The organism is Virgibacillus sp. 6R (assembly GCF_001895305.1).
GTDB classification, from domain to species: domain Bacteria; phylum Bacillota; class Bacilli; order Bacillales; family Amphibacillaceae; genus Virgibacillus; species Virgibacillus pantothenticus.
The window spans coordinates 3,828,101-3,847,593 of sequence record NZ_CP017762.1 but is presented as its reverse complement, the minus strand read 5'-3'; the positions used below and the strand labels follow the sequence as shown (position 1 = coordinate 3,847,593).

The window sequence follows — 19,493 nt, the reverse complement described above, 5'->3', positions numbered from 1 at the left end:
CAAATGATACAACCAAAAAAGAGTATTGAATAAAATATATTGCATGATTTAACACACATTGTCTACTCCTTGTAGATTTTCTTTCAACTCTTTTCCTCTCCAAACTGGTGTCATTAAATTCTCCCTTTGAGCAGGTACAGAAAGAGTGTTGCAGAAAATATTCCACAACAATCTTTGAAATATACTTTTAAATAATTCACTATCAGCCTAAGTAGCTAGAATTTTATACCTCTTGTTAGGGAGGTACGGACTACTTTGCACGGTACTAAAGTTCTCTTTTAAATCATTATAGAACTGTTGAAGGGAATTTCTAGTAGTCTGGATAAAAAATTGTATATTTCATTTTGTTTAAACATCATGTTAAACTAATAACTATCATTTTTGCTTTGTATAATTTTAAGAGTGAAAAGTTGTTGTTTCTAATATGAATTTTCTTATTCTGTTACTTAATAACGAGTCTAATTTATAGATAATTTCATCGTATTCGGTCTTAAGCAGCAAAGACGAATACAATTGATCATTGATTTATTGTTTATCGTTATTCGAAATATAGACAATATAAAAGGGATCACCACTATCCTCTTCTTATTTTCTAGGAAACAATTCAAATTCAGTTGATTTATCCTTTATGATAGCAGCCATGGTATTACCCCTCTTATCTTTTGCTCTATTTCACCTATATATGATTTTTTTGCTTAAACCTAAACTGGCTGTCAGAAAATGGAGATAACTTTTTTATACCTTAATTAAAAACCTTATCAGACACTATCCAACCGCCTTTAACAATTGAAATTAATCCATTCAATTATAACAGTCAATAAATTTTTGAAGTTTCTTTTTAAAACTGATGATTTCATCGTTTTCAAATTGCATTTTTATACAAATTAATTCGTCATAATCGATTTCAGAATAAATAAAATTCATTGTGAAATGTTTATTTTTTTTATTGACAACAATCTCAAATCTTCCGTCTAAAGAAACTAATTCATCCACATTTGGATCATTATCACATAAAGCAAGCCATTCTAAGTAAAATCTAAGATTTAATTCAATTTCTTTGATTTTTAGATAAAAATTTTCTCCTTGTATGATTAACTCACTTATAAAATAAAAGCCCCCATCAAACTCATCCGATGTACGAGTTGTTAAATTTCTTAATTGCAATTGTAGCGACTTATCTTTTATCGGAAAAATCTCCAAATTTACTCCCACCTTTAAAAAACAGAAAGAAATTCTTTTATTTCCATTTTTATCGAATTTATTAAAAAATAATCAGCTTTTTGTTCAAATTCTACAACATGCTGGATACTTCCTATTTTGCCGTTCAAAATTATACTAAAATAACTACCTTTGTTTCGAATTATAATATTATAAATGTTACAGTTATCAATTAAACTACATTCAATTATGATCCCTTTTAATACCTTTTCAAGGTTTATAGAAAATTGTTGCAAATCATATTTTGTATATGATACATTATTCAACATGAAATCTTTATTTAGCGAATTATATATAAACTCACAGGTAAACGTAGTATTCTCGTCTTCTTCTTTAAAATCTATCAGATTAGCTGAGAATTCATATGGATGAGTTGAAACTGAAAATAATTTCAATATTAACACCCTCCTTATCTTTTATATTCTTTGTAATGGAAATGTCTTACTCGTTTTTTTCTTTTATTGTAAACAACCTTTAATCTATACTTTTTCCTATTTTTATACATAATTGAATGGTAGGCACTATACCCCTTAGCACCATCAAGCGTCTTTTTCCCGTATACAACAGTAGTTGCTAAATGATGCCTTGGTACATATCTTTTTTTATTAGAAGCATGTTTAGCCGCAGTAGAATCATATTTAAGCCTCTTGGCTATTCTTCTGGTTTTTTTGATTTTATATACATTTCTTATGCTTCTATAAGCTCTATTGACAATTTTTAATTTTCGGCCACCTATTGCCCCAAAAGCTGCTCCTCCAACAGTGGCACCAACTAACCTCCATCCTCTTTTTCTTTTTCTCTTAGCTGCTCTATAAGCAGAGACTCCTCCAATAACTCCTCCAACTGCAGCCCACGCCCATTCACCATCCGGATCTACCAGCATCACCGGATTATTATTCGCATACGTATACCCGTTTTGCGTCAAGACATCATCATCATCACCAGGATCAGGGTCTAGTGATAAGAAAACACCATGGGTTGGGTGGTAATATCTTGCCATTAAATAATAGAGACCTGTTTCTTCATCATAGTGATAGCCTGCATAGCGGAATGGATTCTCCAGTGCAATCCCGGTTCGTTTTGACTCCAATGGGTTACCCCAGCTGTCATATTCGTAGCTTGCGACAACTTGTCCTGATTGGTCGGTTAAAGCAATCACATCACCACGCGGGTTGTAATGGTAGGTATAGGTATCCGATACTGTATTTCCGTTATGCTTGTTCAGTGCCAGTAATTGACCTTCCGCACTGTAAACATAAGAGCGCTGTACTTGATCTTTGGCATTTGTTTCATACAAGACATTCAGGCTATCCCCGTCATAGATGTAGTTGGTGATGATACCTTTTACTTTCTTTTGGATTCTTCTCCCGTCGTCATCATATTTGTATTCTGCAAACGGAGTACTTTCTCCTTTTTTCGTGACAGCTACGAGTTGATCAGCTGCATTCCACTCATACGTATACGTACCATCTTCTATTCGGTTTCCATTTTTATCATAGTTGATGGTTTCTTTTCCATAGGCTGTTAGCTGATTCTGTATATTGTAAGTAGATGTAACAGCTTCCTTGTTGCCAATCTTTTGATAGATTCAATTGCCAAATCCATCATACTTATATTCGTTGACGGAGCCATCCTTCTTTGTTTCCCGGATTAATTGATCCATCTGGTCATACGCAAATGTCTCTTTCTTTCCGTTATGGGAAAGAACCTCGGTACGATTGCCGTTTGCATCATAGGTGTAAGTTTCATCGATAATGGTTGTCATTTCCCCGGTTGACTCTGCTTGGTTGATTGACATAGAAATAACTTGTCCAGCTCGATCATATACATAGGTCGTTCCAACACCGTTGTCTGGCGAATAGGTTGTGACATTACCTAACTCATCATAATCCAGTCGGAATGTACGCTGGTTGTTTTTAACGGCGGTGTTTTGTTCTAGTTTATTATACGAGTAACTGGTCGTTTGCTCTGTTCCGCCATGTGAAAATTTCGTTGATTCCAGCTTATCGGAATCATTTGGGTAGTTCCAAGTTACCGTTCCGATGGTGTCATTATTTTTCTTCATGACTTGGCTGGTCATGCGGTCTTTTGCATCAAATCCTTGTTCTTTTTTCAGCTGGTTGAGTTTATCAACAATGACTGTTTCGTTATCATTTTTATCTTTAACAAATTCAAATGCAAGGTCATTATTATAATAGATTTTATCGATGCGATCTGCCTGACCATACGTATTTTTAATGACTTGTCCGTTTGGTAAAGTTGTTTCTACTAAATTATCATTATCATCATACGCATAACTGGTCTTATGATGCAATGGATCGACGACCGATGTAACTTTATTATCTTCATCATATGCATAGGAAAATAGTTGTTTTTTCTCACCGGCAGCAATTGTTTTCTTTGTATTGTTTCCATTTTTATCATAATCATAGGAAACCGTGGATGCGTTTGGCAAGTCTACCTTTTTCAACTCATCATTGGCATCATACGTATAGGTTTTCTTATGACCTTTCGCATCGGTTTCTTGGATAAGATTTCCTACTTCATCGTATTTGCTCTGTGTTTTCCTATTTAAGACATCTGTTACTGTTTCTGCGTAGTTTTTCTTCTCATCATACAATGTTGAAGAAAGGATATTTCCTTCAATCAGACGAATCGAATCAAACCATACTGTCCCAGCATTATCTCCTTTAAACGTCGGGTACATTTCAACCGATTGGACCGCCTTTGTAGGCTGGATATAAACAGCTGCGCGGTACCTCATTCAGTACATCTCCTACTGAATGTTAGTACCACAAGGGTATGACCTAAAGGCCTCTGAACCAATCGGGCATTTAGATGTCGTTTTCTCCCACTTAGACCTTTTGTATCAACTAAAGGCTCTTAAAGTGGAGTCTTACGGCACCTTACATTCGGGATAAAAACTTGCTGAGCGCATAAGCTAGACAACAACGTGTAAGCGCGAGTTTGCTAGCAGCATAAGTGCTTAAAACTAAACAACGCTTCTTTTCATAAATCATGTAGAAACGGGTTTCCTGATGTATGAAATATGTAACAAAAAAGTCTCATTAACTATGACTACGCTATGTTTAAAATGCCAGATTAAAAAACTCGGCTTATCGCTAAGTCTTTAGCGAACGCTGTAGTTTTTCTTATACTATAAAGCCTACAATTTTATACTTTCCCATAGGAAAACAAAAAAACTTATCTCCATTTGGAAATAAGCCCATTTTGTTCTTCTTTATCTATTTGCAAAAAATTCTTCTGCTTTTTCTAAAAATACTTCTTGCTCTGCAGTTAGATCATATTCTTCCTCGATTGCATCAACAGGGCAAACTGCTTTACAAGCACCGCAATCAATACAAACGTCTGGATCGATATAAAATTGATCTGGACCTTCCTCTATACAATCAACAGGACAAACGCTAACACATTCGCCTGATTTCTCCCCTCGGCAAGGATCTAAAATAACAAAAGCCATCTATATTAACCTCCCTTATATCATTAAACCAAGCTTACTTCTTATTTAATGATACACGAGACCATCATTGCAAGTAAACAGCTTAAGGAAAAAACTTTAGATTCAGAGCTTTGAACTCTGAACCCGCCTCCATAGGTCATCCCATTATTGTTATATCCTAGTTATTTGATTGCTCTTCCAAATGGTGTAATGTATTAATGGCTAATTGGGCTAAAAAGGATGTGCCAATAGGAAGAGCACATTCATTGATTTGAAAACGCGCATCATGTAATGGGGCTTGTTTGGTTGCATCATCTAATTGCGTACCTAGCCAAATAAAAGCTCCAGGGAATTTTTCTAAAAATCTACTGAAATCTTCTCCTGCTAAAGAAGGGTTTACTTCTGGGGTGTCTGCGTTTATTTGCTTCGCTGTTTGCCTTGCTACAGCCGCCCATTTTGGGTTATTAATCGTAGCGGGGTAGCCATCTTGATAAATAATATCTGCTTTCACATCAAAAGCTTCGGCAATTTGATTGATAATCTTAAAAAAGCGTTCCTTCAACCGAGTACGTATGGATGGTGCATAGGTACGAATGGAACCCTCCGCTTTTACTTGATTTGGAATGATATTTGCTGCCTCACCGCCAGTTATTTTACTTATGGTTACAACCGAAGCCTCCAAAGGATCTAGGCTTCGGCTTACGATTGTTTGCAGACTCGTAATAATATGTGCTAGCGTCACCATTACATCCGTCGTTTGATGTGGCATACTCGCATGACCACCAATTCCAGTAAGCGTAATTTCAAACCTATCCGATGCCCCCATCATTTCTTTATCTCTCACACCAATTTGTCCAACTGGTAAATCAGGCCATACATGTTGACCGTAGATGACATCCGGAACATATTGAGAGAAAATTCCGTCATTTAACAGTCGTTGTGCTCCTCCCTCTGGAGCGTCTTCTTCCGCAGGCTGAAACACGAGTAACACAGTTCCATTAAATTCCTCCCGTAAATGTTTGAGAACATAGCCTGCTCCTAATAACATCGCCATATGTGCATCATGACCGCAAGCATGCATCTTGTTTTTATATGTTGATCGATACGGGTGATCGTTTAATTCTTGAATGGGCAGCGCATCCATATCAGCTCGCAACGCCACTGTTTTTCCTGGCGATTTTCCATGAATAATACCTAAAACTCCGTATTTTGCATACCCAATTTCAAAAGGAATTCCAAACTCATGTAATTTATCTTGAATAAAAGCGGACGTCCTTTCCTCTTCGTTACTTAATTCCGGATATTGATGTAAAAATCTACGCATGAATGGTACTAGTTTTTCAATTTTTTTTACTTCTTGAGCTACATGTGTATTTTTCATTATTCCCTCCATTTTATTAATATTTTAATAATATACGTATTTTAGCATAGGTTTACTTTTTTGAAAATTTTAAACAGAACGCGAAAGTAATTTGGAAAATTATTCTTTAACAGACAAAGTCATTATGAAATCCAAACTTATAAACAACACCGATATACGGGATAAAATAAGCTAATATTTTTAGAAATTTATTTCCACTTCTCTGCGATTTTATGACCAAGAAACACAAATGGCATACATAGAACCATTACTACTAATCCACTTAAAATCATGTTTATTGTTAGTAAACCTTCTATTATAGAAGTGATAAAAAAATATTATATTGTAAGGCAAAATCAATAATAAAGTCGTCCAAACCCCAGGCATATAGCACCTTAATAAGATTGCTTGAATCGGATGAGTAAAAATATTAAGAGCAAAGAGCATGTTTAACCCTAAAAATAAAAAATAGTACTGTGTCGTTACTGTTATTATAAGTAACAAGGATGCAACCAACGATATCATTAAAACAGCAACCGCAAACTGTGCAGCTGTGATATTACTAAAGTTGTCAATTACTTTTTGAACAAGCACAGGAATCCGACCTCTAAGTCGGGGATAAGTATTTTTAAATCACCTTTCGATTGTTATAATCTCCTCTAAGTTATGGAGCATAAAAATAATTAAAAAAGTCAATATCAATACATGAATGTCCACTTTTATCCCTCCAATGAGTCTATTGTTTTTCAACGTACTTTCGAAAGAAGTCTCCCTCTTCAAGCGTGTGAAGTGCGTAGCCTGACTGCTTTTTTTCCCTTTTTGTTCAACATAGTATAATCAGTTTGATAAAGTATAAGGGGTGATATAACAATGGAAGTGGACAGTAATAATCATTCAGTGTTCTCGATGTATTACCATCTCGTGTTAGTCGTGAAGTATCGAAGAAAATTCGGATTTTTCACTGTTACTTTCATTTGTTAAAAAATCAGTTACTATTTATTTTAGCATAGTTAGGATAATGACTATTTAAAAGTTATCGTTCCTAAAGAAGTGTCCATGATTTTCAGCAAGAATGAAAATATGACTGATTATTATTTAAGCCGAGCATCATTCATCTAAAACGTTTATAGAGTAACAATTATGGGAATGTCTTTAATACGATCCAACATAAAAACTCTATGTCAATGGAACTTTACTCATATGCAAAATTAAGTGGGATGAAGGCTGCGGATACAAATACCAAACGAAACTTTTTTTAGTATGTTTAGTTCAAGTATTCTTGCTTTATTTAGACTTCGTTCTTTAGAAAAAAGTATTTTTTGTAACCTGTGAGAATTTTTAGTGGGACTTGGCAATTTTCCTTCATTAGAAAAAATAACAATAGCTAATTTTTGTTACAACTACAAAATCTTTCGAAAAGGAGTTTTATTCATGCGAACATATAGTGTAACGCCAAACGTAGATGCCACAGGATGGTTTGTAAAGTTAGAGGATGTAGCACCGGAAGGATTATACGAAGCGAAAGATGATGCTATTAAAGCTGCTGAACAAATGGCAGATGAAAATCGACCTAGCAAAGTACAAATACTAGATAAATTCCATCAGGTGTTAGAAGAAAAACGGTATAAATAAGCAAATAGAATGCACATTTTTTAGAGTCAAAAAACCTTGTGATTATTTTTATCACAAGGTTTTTTCACTTTGTATTTATTTTTTTAATTTTAATTTTGCCAACTGTTCAGCTAAAGCATTATTTGCAAACCCGTCATCCTGTTTTTTTAAGTATTTGTTAACTTCTTTCCTTGAAACATTATTTTTCTGCTCTCGTTGTTTTCTTGCTTGAAATGTGGATAACTTCTCTCTGTGACCACATTTACAAGTAAAGATTTGTCCTTCGCCTTCTCCACGAAGTTCAAGGCGTTTATGACAGTTAGGACAACGAGCATTCGTCTGTTTGGCAATATTCTTTTTATGGCCACATGAACGGTCCTGACAAACGAGCATCCTGCCTTTTTTATTCGATATTTCAAGCATTAGTTTCCCACAATTAGGGCATTTGGTGCCTGTCATGTTATCGTGCTTGAATTTTTCCTGACTTGTTTTAATTTGCTGGACCACTTGCTTTGTGTACCCTTTGATTTCGGAAATAAATTGTTCTTTCTTTGATTTTCCTTCCGCAATTTGACTAAGCTTTTGCTCCCATTCAGCGGTCAAGGCAGGAGATCGTAAATCTTCAGGTACCAGATCGAGCAACTGTCTCCCCGTTGATGTTAAATAAATATGCTTCCCTTTCAGTTCCATATACATGCTATTAAATAACTTTTCAATAATATCTGCACGTGTAGCGACTGTGCCAATTCCACCGGTATTTTTTAACGTATGGGCTACCTTTTTATCGTACGTATTCATATGACGAATAGGATTTTCCATTGCTTGTAATAACGAGCCTTCTGTAAACCTTTCCGGCGGTTTTGTTTCACCTTGTGTTAAAGTATAGCGAACAGAATCAAGCTGATGCCCTTTTTCAAGCGCTGGTAATTGCTGTTCCTCTTCATCCAAATCGTCAGCGAAGTTGCGCTGATACAACTCCTTCCAGCCATTTTTCTTAACAATCTTTCCAGTTGCTGTAAATTTCTCTCCATTTGCTTCAGTAATGACTGTCGTTTGTTCGTATTCATACGGGTCAGATAAGACTGCTAAAAATCGTTTCACTACTAAATCATAGATTTTTCGTTCTTTATCATTTAAGTCTGCGAGAATGACTGCTTGTTCAGTAGGGATGATGGCATGGTGATCTGTCACCTTTGCATTATTAACAACCGATTTGGATAGCTTCAAGTCTTTTCGTAAAATTTTATTGGCATGACGAGCATAAGTATCTACTCCACATGCTTTTACTCGATCTTTTATCGTAGACACAATATCTGTTGAAATGACACGCGAATCCGTTCTCGGATAGGTTAGTACTTTGTGCTGTTCATATAATTTTTGCATAATGGACAGCGTCTGCTTACCGGAAAATTGAAAAATACGGTTTGCATCGCGCTGTAATTCGGTTAAATCATATAATTGCGGTGCAGATTTTTTCTTATAATTTTTCTCAACATGCACAACCTGCAATGATTTGCTTGAAACTTTCTGTACTATATTTTCGGCTGTTTGCCTAGAAAAAAGGCGCCTGTTGTTTTTATTATCTTGCCAAAAAAGAGAAAAGCCTTTGTTAGTTTTTGCTTCAATTCCGTAAAATGTCTTTGGCTGAAAAGCTTTTATTTCTTCTTCCCTTGTGGCTACCATCGCAAGGGTCGGTGTTTGGACTCGACCAGTGGATAGCTGTGCGTTAAATTTTGTCGTTAACGCTCTTGTCGCGTTCAGTCCTACATACCAATCAGCCTCAGATCTTGCAACGGCGGAAGCATATAAATTTTCAAATTGTTTACCTGGCTTTAACTGCTTAAATCCGTCTTTGATCGCTTTATCAGTTACGGATGAAATCCATAATCGTTTAACAGGTTTTCTTACATTTGCTTTTTCCAATATCCAACGTGCTACTAACTCCCCTTCTCTTCCTGCGTCTGTAGCGATGACAATTTCACCAACATCTTTTCGAAGAAGCTGTGTTTTTACCGTTTGAAATTGCTTACCTGTTTTTTTAATAACGGTTAACTTCAGCTGTTTCGGAAGCATAGGCAGATCGTTTAGTTTCCACGTTTTATATTTTGAATCATAAACTTCAGGATCTGCTAGGGTTACAAGATGCCCTAGAGCCCACGTAACAATATATTTAGAACCTTCCATAAAGCCGTTCCCTTTTTTATTGCAATGCAATACCCGGGCAATATCTCGCCCGACAGAAGGCTTTTCTGCTAAAACTACTATTTTACTCATATATAAAATCCTCTCTAACGTTACCTAGCTATCATCATAACACAAAAGGAACTTTCTGTAATCGTGCGAATATATGTTGAATGGAAGAAGAAAAAATTTAATATTACGTTATATATTTTTCGTGTGCATTTTGACTAAAAATCACAGTTTGTCTAGAAATGGAAAACAGCGATAGTGAATTTTTACCTTTGTCCATAAGTTGGATACGCACAACAAATAACCAGCTACATACAATATTTTAGAACAACGCAAAGGAATTGATGCTATGCTATTTTATACTGGTTTGATACTATTAGTTATTGCCGTAAGCTTAGACAGCTTTAGCGCAGGGATTGTTTATGGCATGCGTAACATTCGAGTTCCTTTCAATGCCTTACTCATTATTATGATATGTTCTGGGGTAATCGTATTCGTATCCATGACAATCGGCAGTATGTTTCTTTCAGTCCTTACTCCAGATATCGCCAGCACGCTTGGAGGAAGTATTTTAATCATATTGGGTGGTTTTGCTTTCACAAACTGTTTACGTTCTAATCCTAACCTAGCTAAACAAAATCAGGACCGGAAACAAAATATACTGGCCACTGTTTTATCGACACCTGACAAGGCTGATTTAGATCGTTCCGGCACGATTTCACCCGGTGAAGCCGTGTTGCTTGGCTTAGCCTTAGCGTTAGACGCTTTTGGTGCAGGTATTGGTGCATCTATGCTTGGCTATGAACCAATAGTAACTGCTATATTGATCGCTTGTATGAGCGGTATCTTCTTATTCTTCGGCTTATCAGCAGGGAGATTACTAATTAAAAGCAAGCATATGCAACAACTGACCTTCCTTCCACCGCTATTACTGATTACACTAGGCATTTCTAATTTAATACATTGAGTAAACTGTTAGCACATTAACAATATATGCAAAAAATGAAAGAACCTTTTCCGTTAAAAGGTTCTTTCATTTCTAGGGAAACGCCTTATGTAGTTATGTTATTTATTGCTTCCATGCTGGTGGCTTCATCTTTGGTTCGATTTCCGATTTGAACGCTACATTTTCTGGCTTTGGTGTGCGACTCACTCGCTTCGGTACGCAACTTTTTCACTTCGATGCACGACTTTGCTACACCGCGATCGACTTTTTCACTTCGATGCGCGACTCTCCCACTCCGGTGATCGGCTTTTTCACTTCGGCGCGCGACTTGCCCACTTTGGTGCGTAACTTTTTCACTTCGACTTGTCCGCTTTGGTGATTGATCACGTTTGGGTTATAATGCTTTTACAAGCCCACCATCTACAATTAAAGATTGACCTGTAATATACGTATTTGCTCCTGAGGCTAGGAATACTATAGCTTTGGCAAATTCTTCTGGTTTACCGTAACGCTTCATTGGAATATTTTGTTCTGCTTTTGCCATAACTTCTTCAGCTGACAATTCCAGTTTTTCTGCCTTTTTCTTGTTTAAATCAAGAATTCGATCTGTTTTTACAGAACCGGGACCAACCGTATTAATCAAAATATTATCTGCGCTTAATTCCTGTGCTAACGTTTTCGAAAGCCCTACAATACCAGGTCGCATCGTGTTTGATAGTACGAGGTTATCAAGTGCTTGTTTGATGGAAGAAGAAGCGATGTTGACAATTCTTCCGCTCCCTTGCTGTTTCATATGTGGAATAACTTCGCGTATAGTTCGCACAAAGCTGAGCAGGTTTAATTCAAAAGCATGATACCATTTGTCATCATCCATTTCGAGAAAACTTCCTGCTGGTGGTCCACCCGCATTATTAATGAGTACATCGATACCACCATGCCCCTCTACAATGGAACTGATCATTTGTTTAATGGTATTAGGATCTTTCATATTACAAACATAATAATCCACATTCGGATTATCAGTTGCTTCTTTAATATCTTTAACGGCATCCTCCAAGTTTTCTTTATTGCGACTACTAATAAAAACAACTGCCCCTTCTTTAGCAAACTCCGTGGCGATTGCTTTCCCTAACCCTTTACTTCCAGCAGTAACTAACACTGTTTTGTTTTTCAAATTCATATCCATTTATAATGCTCCTTTTCAATATCATTTAAAGTTCCTACACGCTTTTTCTTAGCACGTATTGTCAACCTCTGATGATCTCTTTTATAAGCTTTCACCCGTACCAATCCATTTTTTTCCTTCATCACGAAAGATTACGATTCATATCGGTCTAGCTAAATTGCTATTCCTTTCCCTTAATCTCACTATACAAAATATTTACCGATGTTACTTTCTTCATGAATCATAAAATAAATAATATTACTTTCAACTTTATTTCCCACTATGTGTTTTTATAATATTACATCAGCTCGTAGCAGTGGCCAAAAACATTTGCTTGACCGCTTTTATTGTTTGACATAAAAATCATACTATGATATAATTATTTAATTAGTAGACGAAGTAACAAATAAGTATTGGCATTCTACTATGTTTTTGACCATGCTTATTCACACTGGCGCGGCTTCGGGGTCGCAAGGACGTAAGAGCAGGTAGGGCTTACGTTGTTTAAGTTAGAGGACACCCAGTGGAAAGTTTACCGCGGTTATAGTTGAAATTCGAATAAATATGAAAATGTATTAATTAGGTAACAATTAATTTGAGTTGGGCACCATACTCTATGGAGTCTAAGCTTATTAGTATGTTTTGCTAATTGGATAGTGATTTATTAAACATCTCTACGGCTATCCAAAAGCACTTGAAGATAAGATGGATTTCTCACTCGATGTATGTCGAGTAATAATATGACTTATGTGTTACTTTGCAGTATAAGGGGTACTCTAAGATGGGTACCCCTTTTCCAATACATAGAAAGAAGGAATTTAAAAAGATGAATCAACTAACTGGAACTATTCAAAACATGACTGTTGAGCGAATCATTGACACTGGTTATGTATTAAGATATGGACAACACGAAATTTTACTACATCATCGAGAGGCAAATTGCGAGTTAAAACCTGATCAAGAAATAGATGTGTTTCTATATACTGATAAAAAAGGAAACGTAGTAGCAACTACACAGCTTCCGCAAATAGTAATGGATGTGTATGGTTGGAGCACCGTTAAGGATGTAATTCCAAACCTTGGCGTGTTTGTTGATATCGGTACATCCAAGGACGTGCTTGTTTCGAAAGACGACCTTCCACTGTACGAAAAAGTATGGCCACAAATCGGTGATCAACTATATGTTACTTTGGGAAGAGACAAAAAAGGCAGATTGCTTGCTATTCCTGCAACAGAGCAAGTTATTTCAAGAGAAATTGAATTCGCTCCGGAAGATTTGTGGAACACCTCTATTTCTGGCACGGTGTATTTCACAAGTAAAGAAGGTACTGCAATTATTACGCCAGATGATTATCGTGGTTTTATCCATTATACGGAACGAAAGCAAGAACCTCGTCTAGGAGAGTATGTGGAAGGAAGGGTCATTGAAGTAAAGGATGATGGTACGTTGAATATTTCCTTACGTCCTAGAAAACAAGACAGCATGCATGAAGACGCAACGCAAATTATGGAACATCTCCAAGCAAATGATGGGGTTATCCCTTTTAGTGATAAAAGCGATCCGGAAGAGATACGAGCCACTTTTCAAATTAGTAAAGCAGCTTTTAAGCGCGCCATCGGCAAGTTGATGAAAGAGGGAAAGATCGAACAACGAGACGGATATACGTATTTGTGTAAATGATTGAAAACAATATCATCCATTTGCACAAACGCTATTATTTGCTCAGTAATGCTTTCCTATAGTGCAAAAAAGAGCGGATTTCCCCGCTCTTTTTTGTTATGCTTTTGCATGTGCAAAAGTGTCTGTCAACGCTGTAATAATGAGGCCAATCGCTGCAGCAAATAATGATGCAATGCCCCATCCCCCTAAACCAGCGCCCATAATTTCTACTTTATCGATTGCGGCAGCTAACATAAGCAATACTAACCCTGCAAGCCCAATTACAATTCCAGGAAAGTAGCCTGTATAGCTCTCCTTTGATGTCGCCTTTAGTAGTATCAGACTAAGCACAACTACTGCTACTACTAATATTGCACCAATTGTAAGCACCGATTGAAACATTTCTCTCACCTCATACATAAATAGCTGCTGAATATAGTCTACAATTGAACAGATATAAAGTCAATAAGTCCGGCTATTTTTCGAAGGCGTTTTCATAAAGTGCTTTTAAAATATTCTTTTCACTGTTTTATTTCAATATGCAGGGTGAAACTTCAATCAGTGGAGGTCCTTAATCCCCCATTGATTATTCGGTAAACAGAATCACCATTTGACTTGCAGTTAATCTCATACTTAATTGATTTTGAAATAAAGTTATCCTCACCGATTCCAAGTCCTAAAATTTGATCCATTTCCTCTTCCTTCGAACTAAGAAATAAAATGGGAACTTCTGTTTTTACGTATAACTTGGCAAAATTCATACCCATCTAAATGAGGAATCATCACTTCCAACACAATTAAATGGGGCGTCGATTCGTCTACCATAGCGTGAATGGCCTGTTCGCCATCATGAGCTAGTTACTGAAAGCCCGTTATTTTTCAAATAAAGCCCCAGCACTTCCAGCATGTCTAAATTATCATCAACTAATAAAATTTTCTCACCTGCCACTTGCTCACCCCATCCCTTTAAATACAGGCTGTAAACAGAATATACTTGTTTAACTACAACATTGAACTATGAATCTGCAAAAATTAGGTGTGGCTTTATAACTATTATAATACAAAAACAACTTATTTTCTTTTTATTAAAAAAATTAACAATTTACTTTATGATAGCTTTAAAATTAACGACTAACTAGCCTGTAATTCTAAGCTCTTCCTGCAAATCACTCTCCTCTTATACGGCAGTTCTTAAATTGGTTGACAAATACTAAATTCGTTTCGATAATAGATGGGATGAGGTCTCTAAAAACCCATAAAGGAGAAATCTGCTTATCATGACATACAAAACACTGTTCTTGGATATTGACGGAACAATTTTAACACCGGATCATACGTATACCCCTTCTACAAAAGACACCATCCAGCAAGTACAGAAGCAAGGTATACTTGTTTTTATTTGCACTGGAAGACCATTACATGAAGTGACAGAGCTAGGGGAAGAATTAGGCGTAGATGGGTTCATAGGCTACAATGGTGCATATGCGCAATATGAAAACAACATTCTTGTAGATAAACCAATGGATCAAGATACATTCGAACAATTTCTAGCTCTAGCTAAACAAAGTAACCACGAATTAGTTTGTTATACGAAAAACAAAAACTATTTTACTTCACTATCAAGCCCTGTAACCCGAGAATTTGCTGAAGTGTTTCAGTTAAAAGATAATCATCTCTTAACAGAAAACGTTCATAATCAAATCCTTGGCTCATCCATTATCAATGTCCAACCTAACCAAGTACAAGCTTATGAAAGCTTAGATCCAGACTTTCATTTGTCGGAAGTAATCGTAAATGGGATTTCTAACTGCTATGACATCATTCGTCAACAAGTCAATAAAGGAGAAGCAATCAAAAAAGTGCTCCAATATTTGGCTATTCAACCTGAACAAGCGATTGCTTTCGGTGATGGAATGAATGATAAAGAAATGCTACAAGTGGTAGGAGAGGGCTTTGCAATGGGGAACAGCAATCCAGAGTTGTTTGCTTATGCCAAACATCGAACTACCTCTGTAGAAGACTCTGGTATTTATAACGGACTTAAACAGCTTCAACTCGTAAAATAAAAATGAAACACATTCCGTGGAAGGCGATATGAACCACAGAATGTGTTCTTTTATAGATACTGTTAAAGTGGTAATTGCCTGTAAGAATCGAAGTGCTTGATGTTTCCCCTTCTGATTTCAATAACGATACTAGCATCCTATCTGACTTTGCTCCAAATAACTCCACTTTGTGTACACAGTATTTTCAAAGCTAGGACTTGAACTCCGCTTTGTTTACACAACATTTTCAAAACTGGGTCTAATGGAAGAATATAAAGAGTCTTCTAGAGCAGGAAGCCTCCATAAATTAATGCGCCACCAATGACAAACGCTGGGTGTAATTTGAACTTTTCCATCAATAAATAGCTGACAACAGTTAACAATGCTGTTTGGAAAAACCCTATATTAGCATAGGATTCACTAAAAAAGCGCCAGGCCATAATCCCTAGCAGGACCCCGATTACTGGTCTGACGTACAGTGTCATCCGTTTTACTTTTGGAGAGTCTTTGTATTTATATAATATGCTTAGTAAAATAATAATCAAAAGTAATGAAGGTGCTACAGTTGCAAACACACCGACGAATGCTCCTAGTGGTCCACCGACCTCATACCCGACATACCCCGCCATTTTTGTAGCAATCGGTCCAGGCAAGGAATTACCAAGCGCTAAAACCTCACTAAATTGTTGCACATCCATCCACCCATAACGAGAGACGACTTCATTTTCTACAAGTGGAATAGAAGCAGGACCACCGCCATAGCCTAATATTCCCGGAATAAAAAAAGCGAGAAATATTTCCCAATAAATCATGAAGAATCACCATCTCTTTCAGAAAGGGGAGCTTCCTCTTTTTTACCATCTTTTTTTATAATTGCCAAAATCAACAATGCTCCAATGAGAATTCCTGGATGAAGATGCAATATTTCCAACAAAATGAAGACGGCAATTAACATGATTATCGTTGAAAGCCACCCCATACCTTTACCAGCTTTTTGAATGAATTGCCATGTCAAGACCGCAAGCATGACCCCAACAACTGGAATAACTGCTGCTGTCATTCCTTGTACCCAATCATACCCCTTAATGGATGAAAGCGAAGATAGCAACAAAATCATTAAAAAAATCGTAGGCAAGGTTGTTGCTAATACAGCATTAAGCATCCCCAGAACACCAGAAACACGGTAACCAATGTAACCAGCAAGCTTTGTAGCAATAGGCCCGGGCAATGTATTTCCAAGTGCTAACAAATCACCAAATTCTTCATCACTCATCCATTTATACTTATCAACTACTTCTTTATGAACGAGCGGAATCGAACTAGGACCACCGCCATAGCCTAATATACCAACTCGAAAAAAAGCTATAAAAATATTCCATTGTAACTTCATATCTCACGTACCTTTTTTTGAAATTGTGCCCCCAAACGAACGTAGCTGGCTAAGCAACGCTGTTGAAGAAAATAAGCATTTAGATATAGTTAAACTTCAACCAATCGGAGTTTTTTTGATCTCTTCACTGATGGTTAGTGTCGCAAAGGTATAACCGTTCTAATACCCAGTGAACAGAATCGGACATTTTACTTGCAGCTGGGGCTTCCACTTATCCTACTGGAGTTGCCCCGTAGTATGAAAGGACCGTAACACTTCCCGTTACTTGAGGGGTAAAAGTGACCTATACGTAAATCCGAAGTGCTCACTACTTGAGCAATCTCGCCCGATACAAGTCGTACGCGCTCATCATTCGCATAGCCTTGCTCGTTACACAGATATAGGCGCTTGCTACTCGCCAAATTGTGCTAGCTACAACGATGTAGACGCTTGAAGCTATCCTATTTTCCTATTACCATGCCGCAATCGAGCCATCTGTTCTCGACTCTGTTCCACCAACTAATACACCAGTGTCTGGGTTCCTCCAAATAATTTGCCCTCTTCCGAAGTTGTTTGGCTCTAGCTGAATCTGAACCTCGTGCCCTTTTTCAGCTAATTCCAACGCGATATGATGCGGAAAGCGACCTTCCACTTCTATTCGCTTACCCTTCATCCATTGCCAGCGCGGGGCATCCAATGCAGCTTGTGGATTCAATTGAAAGTCAAGCGTATTCATAATAACCTGGACATGTCCTTGAGGCTGCATAAATCCTCCCATCACCCCAAATGGACCAATTGGCTGATTTTTTTTAGTCATAAATCCCGGAATAATGGTATGATACGTCCGTTTACCTCCAGCAAGTGCATTTACATGAGAGCTATCCATTGTAAAATTATGCCCTCGGTTTTGCAATGCAATACCTGTTCCTGGTACCACCAAACCAGAACCAAATCCCATATAATTACTTTGTATAAATGATACCATATTCCCTTCTCGATCAGCCGTAGCTAAATAAACCGTGCCACTAAGTGCAGGTTCCCCAGCTTGTGGTTGCATTGCGTGATCTTCTATCAATTCTCTACGAATTGCACCGTATTCCTCGCTTAGCATCTCAGTCACAGAATATCTCATGAATGGAGGTTCAGTTATATGCTTTTGACCGTCTGCAAATGCAAGTTTCATAGCTTCAATTTGCTTATGATACGTCTCTACACAATCCTTTTCAACAAATTGAAATCCCTTTAAAATATTGAGTGCCTGAAGTGCAATAATCCCTTGACCATTTGGGGGTATTTCCCAAATATCGTAGTCCCGGTAATTAACATGTATTGGCTCCACCCATTCTGCATGATAATTAGCTAAATCATGCCCAGTTAAAAATCCACCACTTTGTTCAGAAAATTGCGCGATATGCTCTGCTAATTCTCCTTGATAAAAAGATTCGCCATAACTATCGGCAATTTTTTGTAACGTATTAGCGTGATTCGGTGAATGCCATAATTCACCAGCTACAGGTGCCCTCCCTTTAGGAGCAAACGTTGCAAACCATTCTCGAAATATGTTGTCGGTAAAATGCTGCTTATAAGCTTGATAAGCCCTTTTCCAGAACCTGCTTAATATCGGTGATACCGGAAAACCCTCTCTAGCATAGGTAATAGCAGGCTGTAACACTTCTTGAAATGGCAGCTCACCAAACCTTTTCGATAATTCAGCCCATGCTCCCGGAGCACCAGGCACCGTAACCGGAACCCAGCCATACTTTGGCATCTCCTCATATCCTAATGCTTTTACAGCTTCAATGGAGATCTTTTTAGGTGATTTCCCGCTAGCATTTAAACCATGCAGCTTCCCTTTTCTCCAAACTAATGCAAAAGCGTCACCTCCAATCCCATTCGATGTTGGTTCCACCACAGTCAGACAAGCTGCCGTTGCAATTGCAGCATCAATGGCATTTCCGCCTCTTTTTAATATCTCTAGACCTGCCTGTGAAGCCAATGGCTGTGAGGTTGCCACCATACCCTTCTGTGCATATGTAGCTTGTCGTGGGACAGCATATGGGTATGTTTGATTTTGAAAAAAATCCATAGTTAATGAAGCTCCTTTTCTACGATAGTTAGATACTTTCATACTTACTATTTTTTAAAAATAGACTCACCATTTTTAACGTTCATTTCCAGACTGATATGTAGGAATAATTTAAAACGAAATTCATTTTAGAAGCTAAATCTCTGTATTTTCTTTAAATTAAATAAATGATATTAAACAATTACACAGTTGTCAATACTAATCAAAAACAAAAATTAACTTTTAAAATTAAAAATTAACCAATATACAACCATATAAAATAAACTACTTTCATTTTGTTATTATATTTTATTATGAAGTAATGTTTATAAAACTCCCTCTCTAAAGACTAGATATAAAACAGGCTAAACATCTTTTACAAGATAATTTTCTTAGGTAACAGT

At 36.9% G+C, this 19,493-nt stretch carries 19 protein-coding genes and 1 pseudogene; 5 read left to right on the top strand and 15 right to left on the bottom strand.

From position 1 onward, the window contains the following. Positions 1-801 precede the first annotated feature (801 nt). The 7 genes from BKP57_RS17370 to BKP57_RS22980 form a co-directional block, all read right to left on the bottom strand. Complete coding sequence (locus BKP57_RS17370; RefSeq protein WP_072742074.1) at positions 802-1,200, bottom strand: hypothetical protein; 399 nt, start codon at positions 1,198-1,200, stop codon at positions 802-804. Positions 1,201-1,214: 14 nt separating this feature from the next. Further along, entirely contained in the window at positions 1,215-1,613 is a 399-nt protein-coding gene (locus BKP57_RS17365; protein WP_050352190.1) for a hypothetical protein, read from the bottom strand. Positions 1,614-1,627: 14 nt separating this feature from the next. Then, positions 1,628-2,515, bottom strand: coding sequence for an RHS repeat domain-containing protein (locus tag BKP57_RS22290; protein WP_198035005.1), 888 nt, complete (start codon positions 2,513-2,515; stop codon positions 1,628-1,630). 291 nt (positions 2,516-2,806) lie between these two features. Further along, entirely contained in the window at positions 2,807-3,982 is a 1,176-nt protein-coding gene (locus BKP57_RS22285) for an RHS repeat domain-containing protein (protein WP_156875367.1), read from the bottom strand. 477 nt (positions 3,983-4,459) lie between these two features. Further along, on the bottom strand, positions 4,460-4,699 hold the full coding sequence (locus tag BKP57_RS17345) for a ferredoxin family protein (RefSeq protein WP_050352183.1): 240 nt from the start codon (positions 4,697-4,699) through the stop codon (positions 4,460-4,462). A 157-nt stretch (positions 4,700-4,856) separates the two neighbouring features. Beyond that, positions 4,857-6,059 carry a M20 metallopeptidase family protein gene (locus BKP57_RS17340; protein WP_156875366.1) on the bottom strand — a complete coding sequence of 401 codons (1,203 nt, stop codon included), beginning with the start codon at positions 6,057-6,059 and terminating at the stop codon, positions 4,857-4,859. A gap of 210 nt (positions 6,060-6,269) precedes the next feature. After that, positions 6,270-6,563: an HXXEE domain-containing protein gene (locus tag BKP57_RS22980; protein WP_232231438.1), complete on the bottom strand. Its 294-nt coding sequence runs from the start codon at positions 6,561-6,563 to the stop codon at positions 6,270-6,272. A gap of 345 nt (positions 6,564-6,908) precedes the next feature. Here BKP57_RS22980 and BKP57_RS17330 point away from each other — a divergent pair. Both BKP57_RS17330 and BKP57_RS17325 read left to right on the top strand, forming a co-directional pair. Next, positions 6,909-6,983: pseudogene (locus BKP57_RS17330) on the top strand (IS200/IS605 family transposase); the annotation flags it as partial. 486 nt (positions 6,984-7,469) lie between these two features. Next, entirely contained in the window at positions 7,470-7,670 is a 201-nt protein-coding gene (locus BKP57_RS17325) for a DUF2188 domain-containing protein (RefSeq protein WP_072742072.1), read from the top strand. Between the two features lie 75 nt (positions 7,671-7,745). Here BKP57_RS17325 and BKP57_RS17320 read toward each other — a convergent pair whose 3' ends face one another. Next, positions 7,746-9,923 carry a DNA topoisomerase III gene (locus BKP57_RS17320; RefSeq protein WP_072742071.1) on the bottom strand — a complete coding sequence of 726 codons (2,178 nt, stop codon included), beginning with the start codon at positions 9,921-9,923 and terminating at the stop codon, positions 7,746-7,748. A 283-nt stretch (positions 9,924-10,206) separates the two neighbouring features. Here BKP57_RS17320 and ytaF point away from each other — a divergent pair, with 283 nt between their 5' ends. Then, complete coding sequence (gene ytaF / locus BKP57_RS17315; RefSeq protein WP_309245809.1) at positions 10,207-10,806, top strand: sporulation membrane protein YtaF; 600 nt, start codon at positions 10,207-10,209, stop codon at positions 10,804-10,806. Between the two features lie 228 nt (positions 10,807-11,034). On the opposite strand, the gene BKP57_RS22280 is transcribed toward ytaF, so the two are convergent. Next, complete coding sequence (locus BKP57_RS22280) at positions 11,035-11,172, bottom strand: hypothetical protein (protein WP_156875365.1); 138 nt, start codon at positions 11,170-11,172, stop codon at positions 11,035-11,037. Positions 11,173-11,179: 7 nt separating this feature from the next. After that, entirely contained in the window at positions 11,180-11,971 is a 792-nt protein-coding gene (locus BKP57_RS17310) for an SDR family oxidoreductase (RefSeq protein ID WP_050352177.1), read from the bottom strand. An 805-nt stretch (positions 11,972-12,776) separates the two neighbouring features. Between BKP57_RS17310 and BKP57_RS17305 the strand changes: the two genes are divergently transcribed. Next, positions 12,777-13,631, top strand: a complete 855-nt coding sequence (locus tag BKP57_RS17305; protein WP_050353491.1) for a CvfB family protein — start codon at positions 12,777-12,779, stop codon at positions 13,629-13,631. 96 nt (positions 13,632-13,727) lie between these two features. On the opposite strand, the gene BKP57_RS17300 is transcribed toward BKP57_RS17305, so the two are convergent. Beyond that, positions 13,728-14,012, bottom strand: a complete 285-nt coding sequence (locus BKP57_RS17300) for a hypothetical protein (RefSeq protein ID WP_050352176.1) — start codon at positions 14,010-14,012, stop codon at positions 13,728-13,730. A 152-nt stretch (positions 14,013-14,164) separates the two neighbouring features. Next, positions 14,165-14,371, bottom strand: coding sequence for a response regulator (locus BKP57_RS22550; RefSeq protein ID WP_157858475.1), 207 nt, complete (start codon positions 14,369-14,371; stop codon positions 14,165-14,167). A 516-nt stretch (positions 14,372-14,887) separates the two neighbouring features. Between BKP57_RS22550 and BKP57_RS17290 the strand changes: the two genes are divergently transcribed. Continuing rightward, on the top strand, positions 14,888-15,676 hold the full coding sequence (locus BKP57_RS17290; protein WP_072742070.1) for an HAD family hydrolase: 789 nt from the start codon (positions 14,888-14,890) through the stop codon (positions 15,674-15,676). 263 nt (positions 15,677-15,939) lie between these two features. Here the strand turns inward: BKP57_RS17290 and BKP57_RS17285 are convergent, their stop codons facing one another. From BKP57_RS17285 to BKP57_RS17275, 3 genes are all read right to left on the bottom strand, one after another. After that, complete coding sequence (locus tag BKP57_RS17285) at positions 15,940-16,467, bottom strand: chromate transporter (protein ID WP_050352173.1); 528 nt, start codon at positions 16,465-16,467, stop codon at positions 15,940-15,942. Further along, positions 16,464-17,045 carry a chromate transporter gene (locus tag BKP57_RS17280; RefSeq protein WP_050352172.1) on the bottom strand — a complete coding sequence of 194 codons (582 nt, stop codon included), beginning with the start codon at positions 17,043-17,045 and terminating at the stop codon, positions 16,464-16,466. Before BKP57_RS17280 ends, BKP57_RS17285 begins: the two co-directional genes overlap by 4 nt. A gap of 451 nt (positions 17,046-17,496) precedes the next feature. After that, positions 17,497-19,110: a gamma-glutamyltransferase family protein gene (locus tag BKP57_RS17275; RefSeq protein WP_072742069.1), complete on the bottom strand. Its 1,614-nt coding sequence runs from the start codon at positions 19,108-19,110 to the stop codon at positions 17,497-17,499. Positions 19,111-19,493 lie beyond the last annotated feature (383 nt).

Excerpts from the sequence above, each read along its gene's own strand:
- BKP57_RS17280 (WP_050352172.1), bottom strand. The coding sequence starts at position 17,045 with ATGAAGTTACAATGGAATATTTTTATAGCTTTTTTTCGAGTTGGTATA.
- BKP57_RS17310 (WP_050352177.1), bottom strand. The coding sequence starts at position 11,971 with ATGGATATGAATTTGAAAAACAAAACAGTGTTAGTTACTGCTGGAAGT.
- BKP57_RS17345 (WP_050352183.1), bottom strand. The coding sequence starts at position 4,699 with ATGGCTTTTGTTATTTTAGATCCTTGCCGAGGGGAGAAATCAGGCGAA.
- BKP57_RS17325 (WP_072742072.1), top strand. The coding sequence starts at position 7,470 with ATGCGAACATATAGTGTAACGCCAAACGTAGATGCCACAGGATGGTTT.
- BKP57_RS22550 (WP_157858475.1), bottom strand. The coding sequence starts at position 14,371 with ATGAATTTTGCCAAGTTATACGTAAAAACAGAAGTTCCCATTTTATTT.
- BKP57_RS22980 (WP_232231438.1), bottom strand. The coding sequence starts at position 6,563 with ATGATATCGTTGGTTGCATCCTTGTTACTTATAATAACAGTAACGACA.
- BKP57_RS17300 (WP_050352176.1), bottom strand. The coding sequence starts at position 14,012 with ATGTTTCAATCGGTGCTTACAATTGGTGCAATATTAGTAGTAGCAGTA.
- BKP57_RS17290 (WP_072742070.1), top strand. The coding sequence starts at position 14,888 with ATGACATACAAAACACTGTTCTTGGATATTGACGGAACAATTTTAACA.
- BKP57_RS17305 (WP_050353491.1), top strand. The coding sequence starts at position 12,777 with ATGAATCAACTAACTGGAACTATTCAAAACATGACTGTTGAGCGAATC.
- BKP57_RS17275 (WP_072742069.1), bottom strand. The coding sequence starts at position 19,110 with ATGGATTTTTTTCAAAATCAAACATACCCATATGCTGTCCCACGACAA.
- BKP57_RS17320 (WP_072742071.1), bottom strand. The coding sequence starts at position 9,923 with ATGAGTAAAATAGTAGTTTTAGCAGAAAAGCCTTCTGTCGGGCGAGAT.
- BKP57_RS17285 (WP_050352173.1), bottom strand. The coding sequence starts at position 16,467 with ATGATTTATTGGGAAATATTTCTCGCTTTTTTTATTCCGGGAATATTA.
- BKP57_RS22285 (WP_156875367.1), bottom strand. The coding sequence starts at position 3,982 with ATGAGGTACCGCGCAGCTGTTTATATCCAGCCTACAAAGGCGGTCCAA.
- BKP57_RS17340 (WP_156875366.1), bottom strand. The coding sequence starts at position 6,059 with ATGAAAAATACACATGTAGCTCAAGAAGTAAAAAAAATTGAAAAACTA.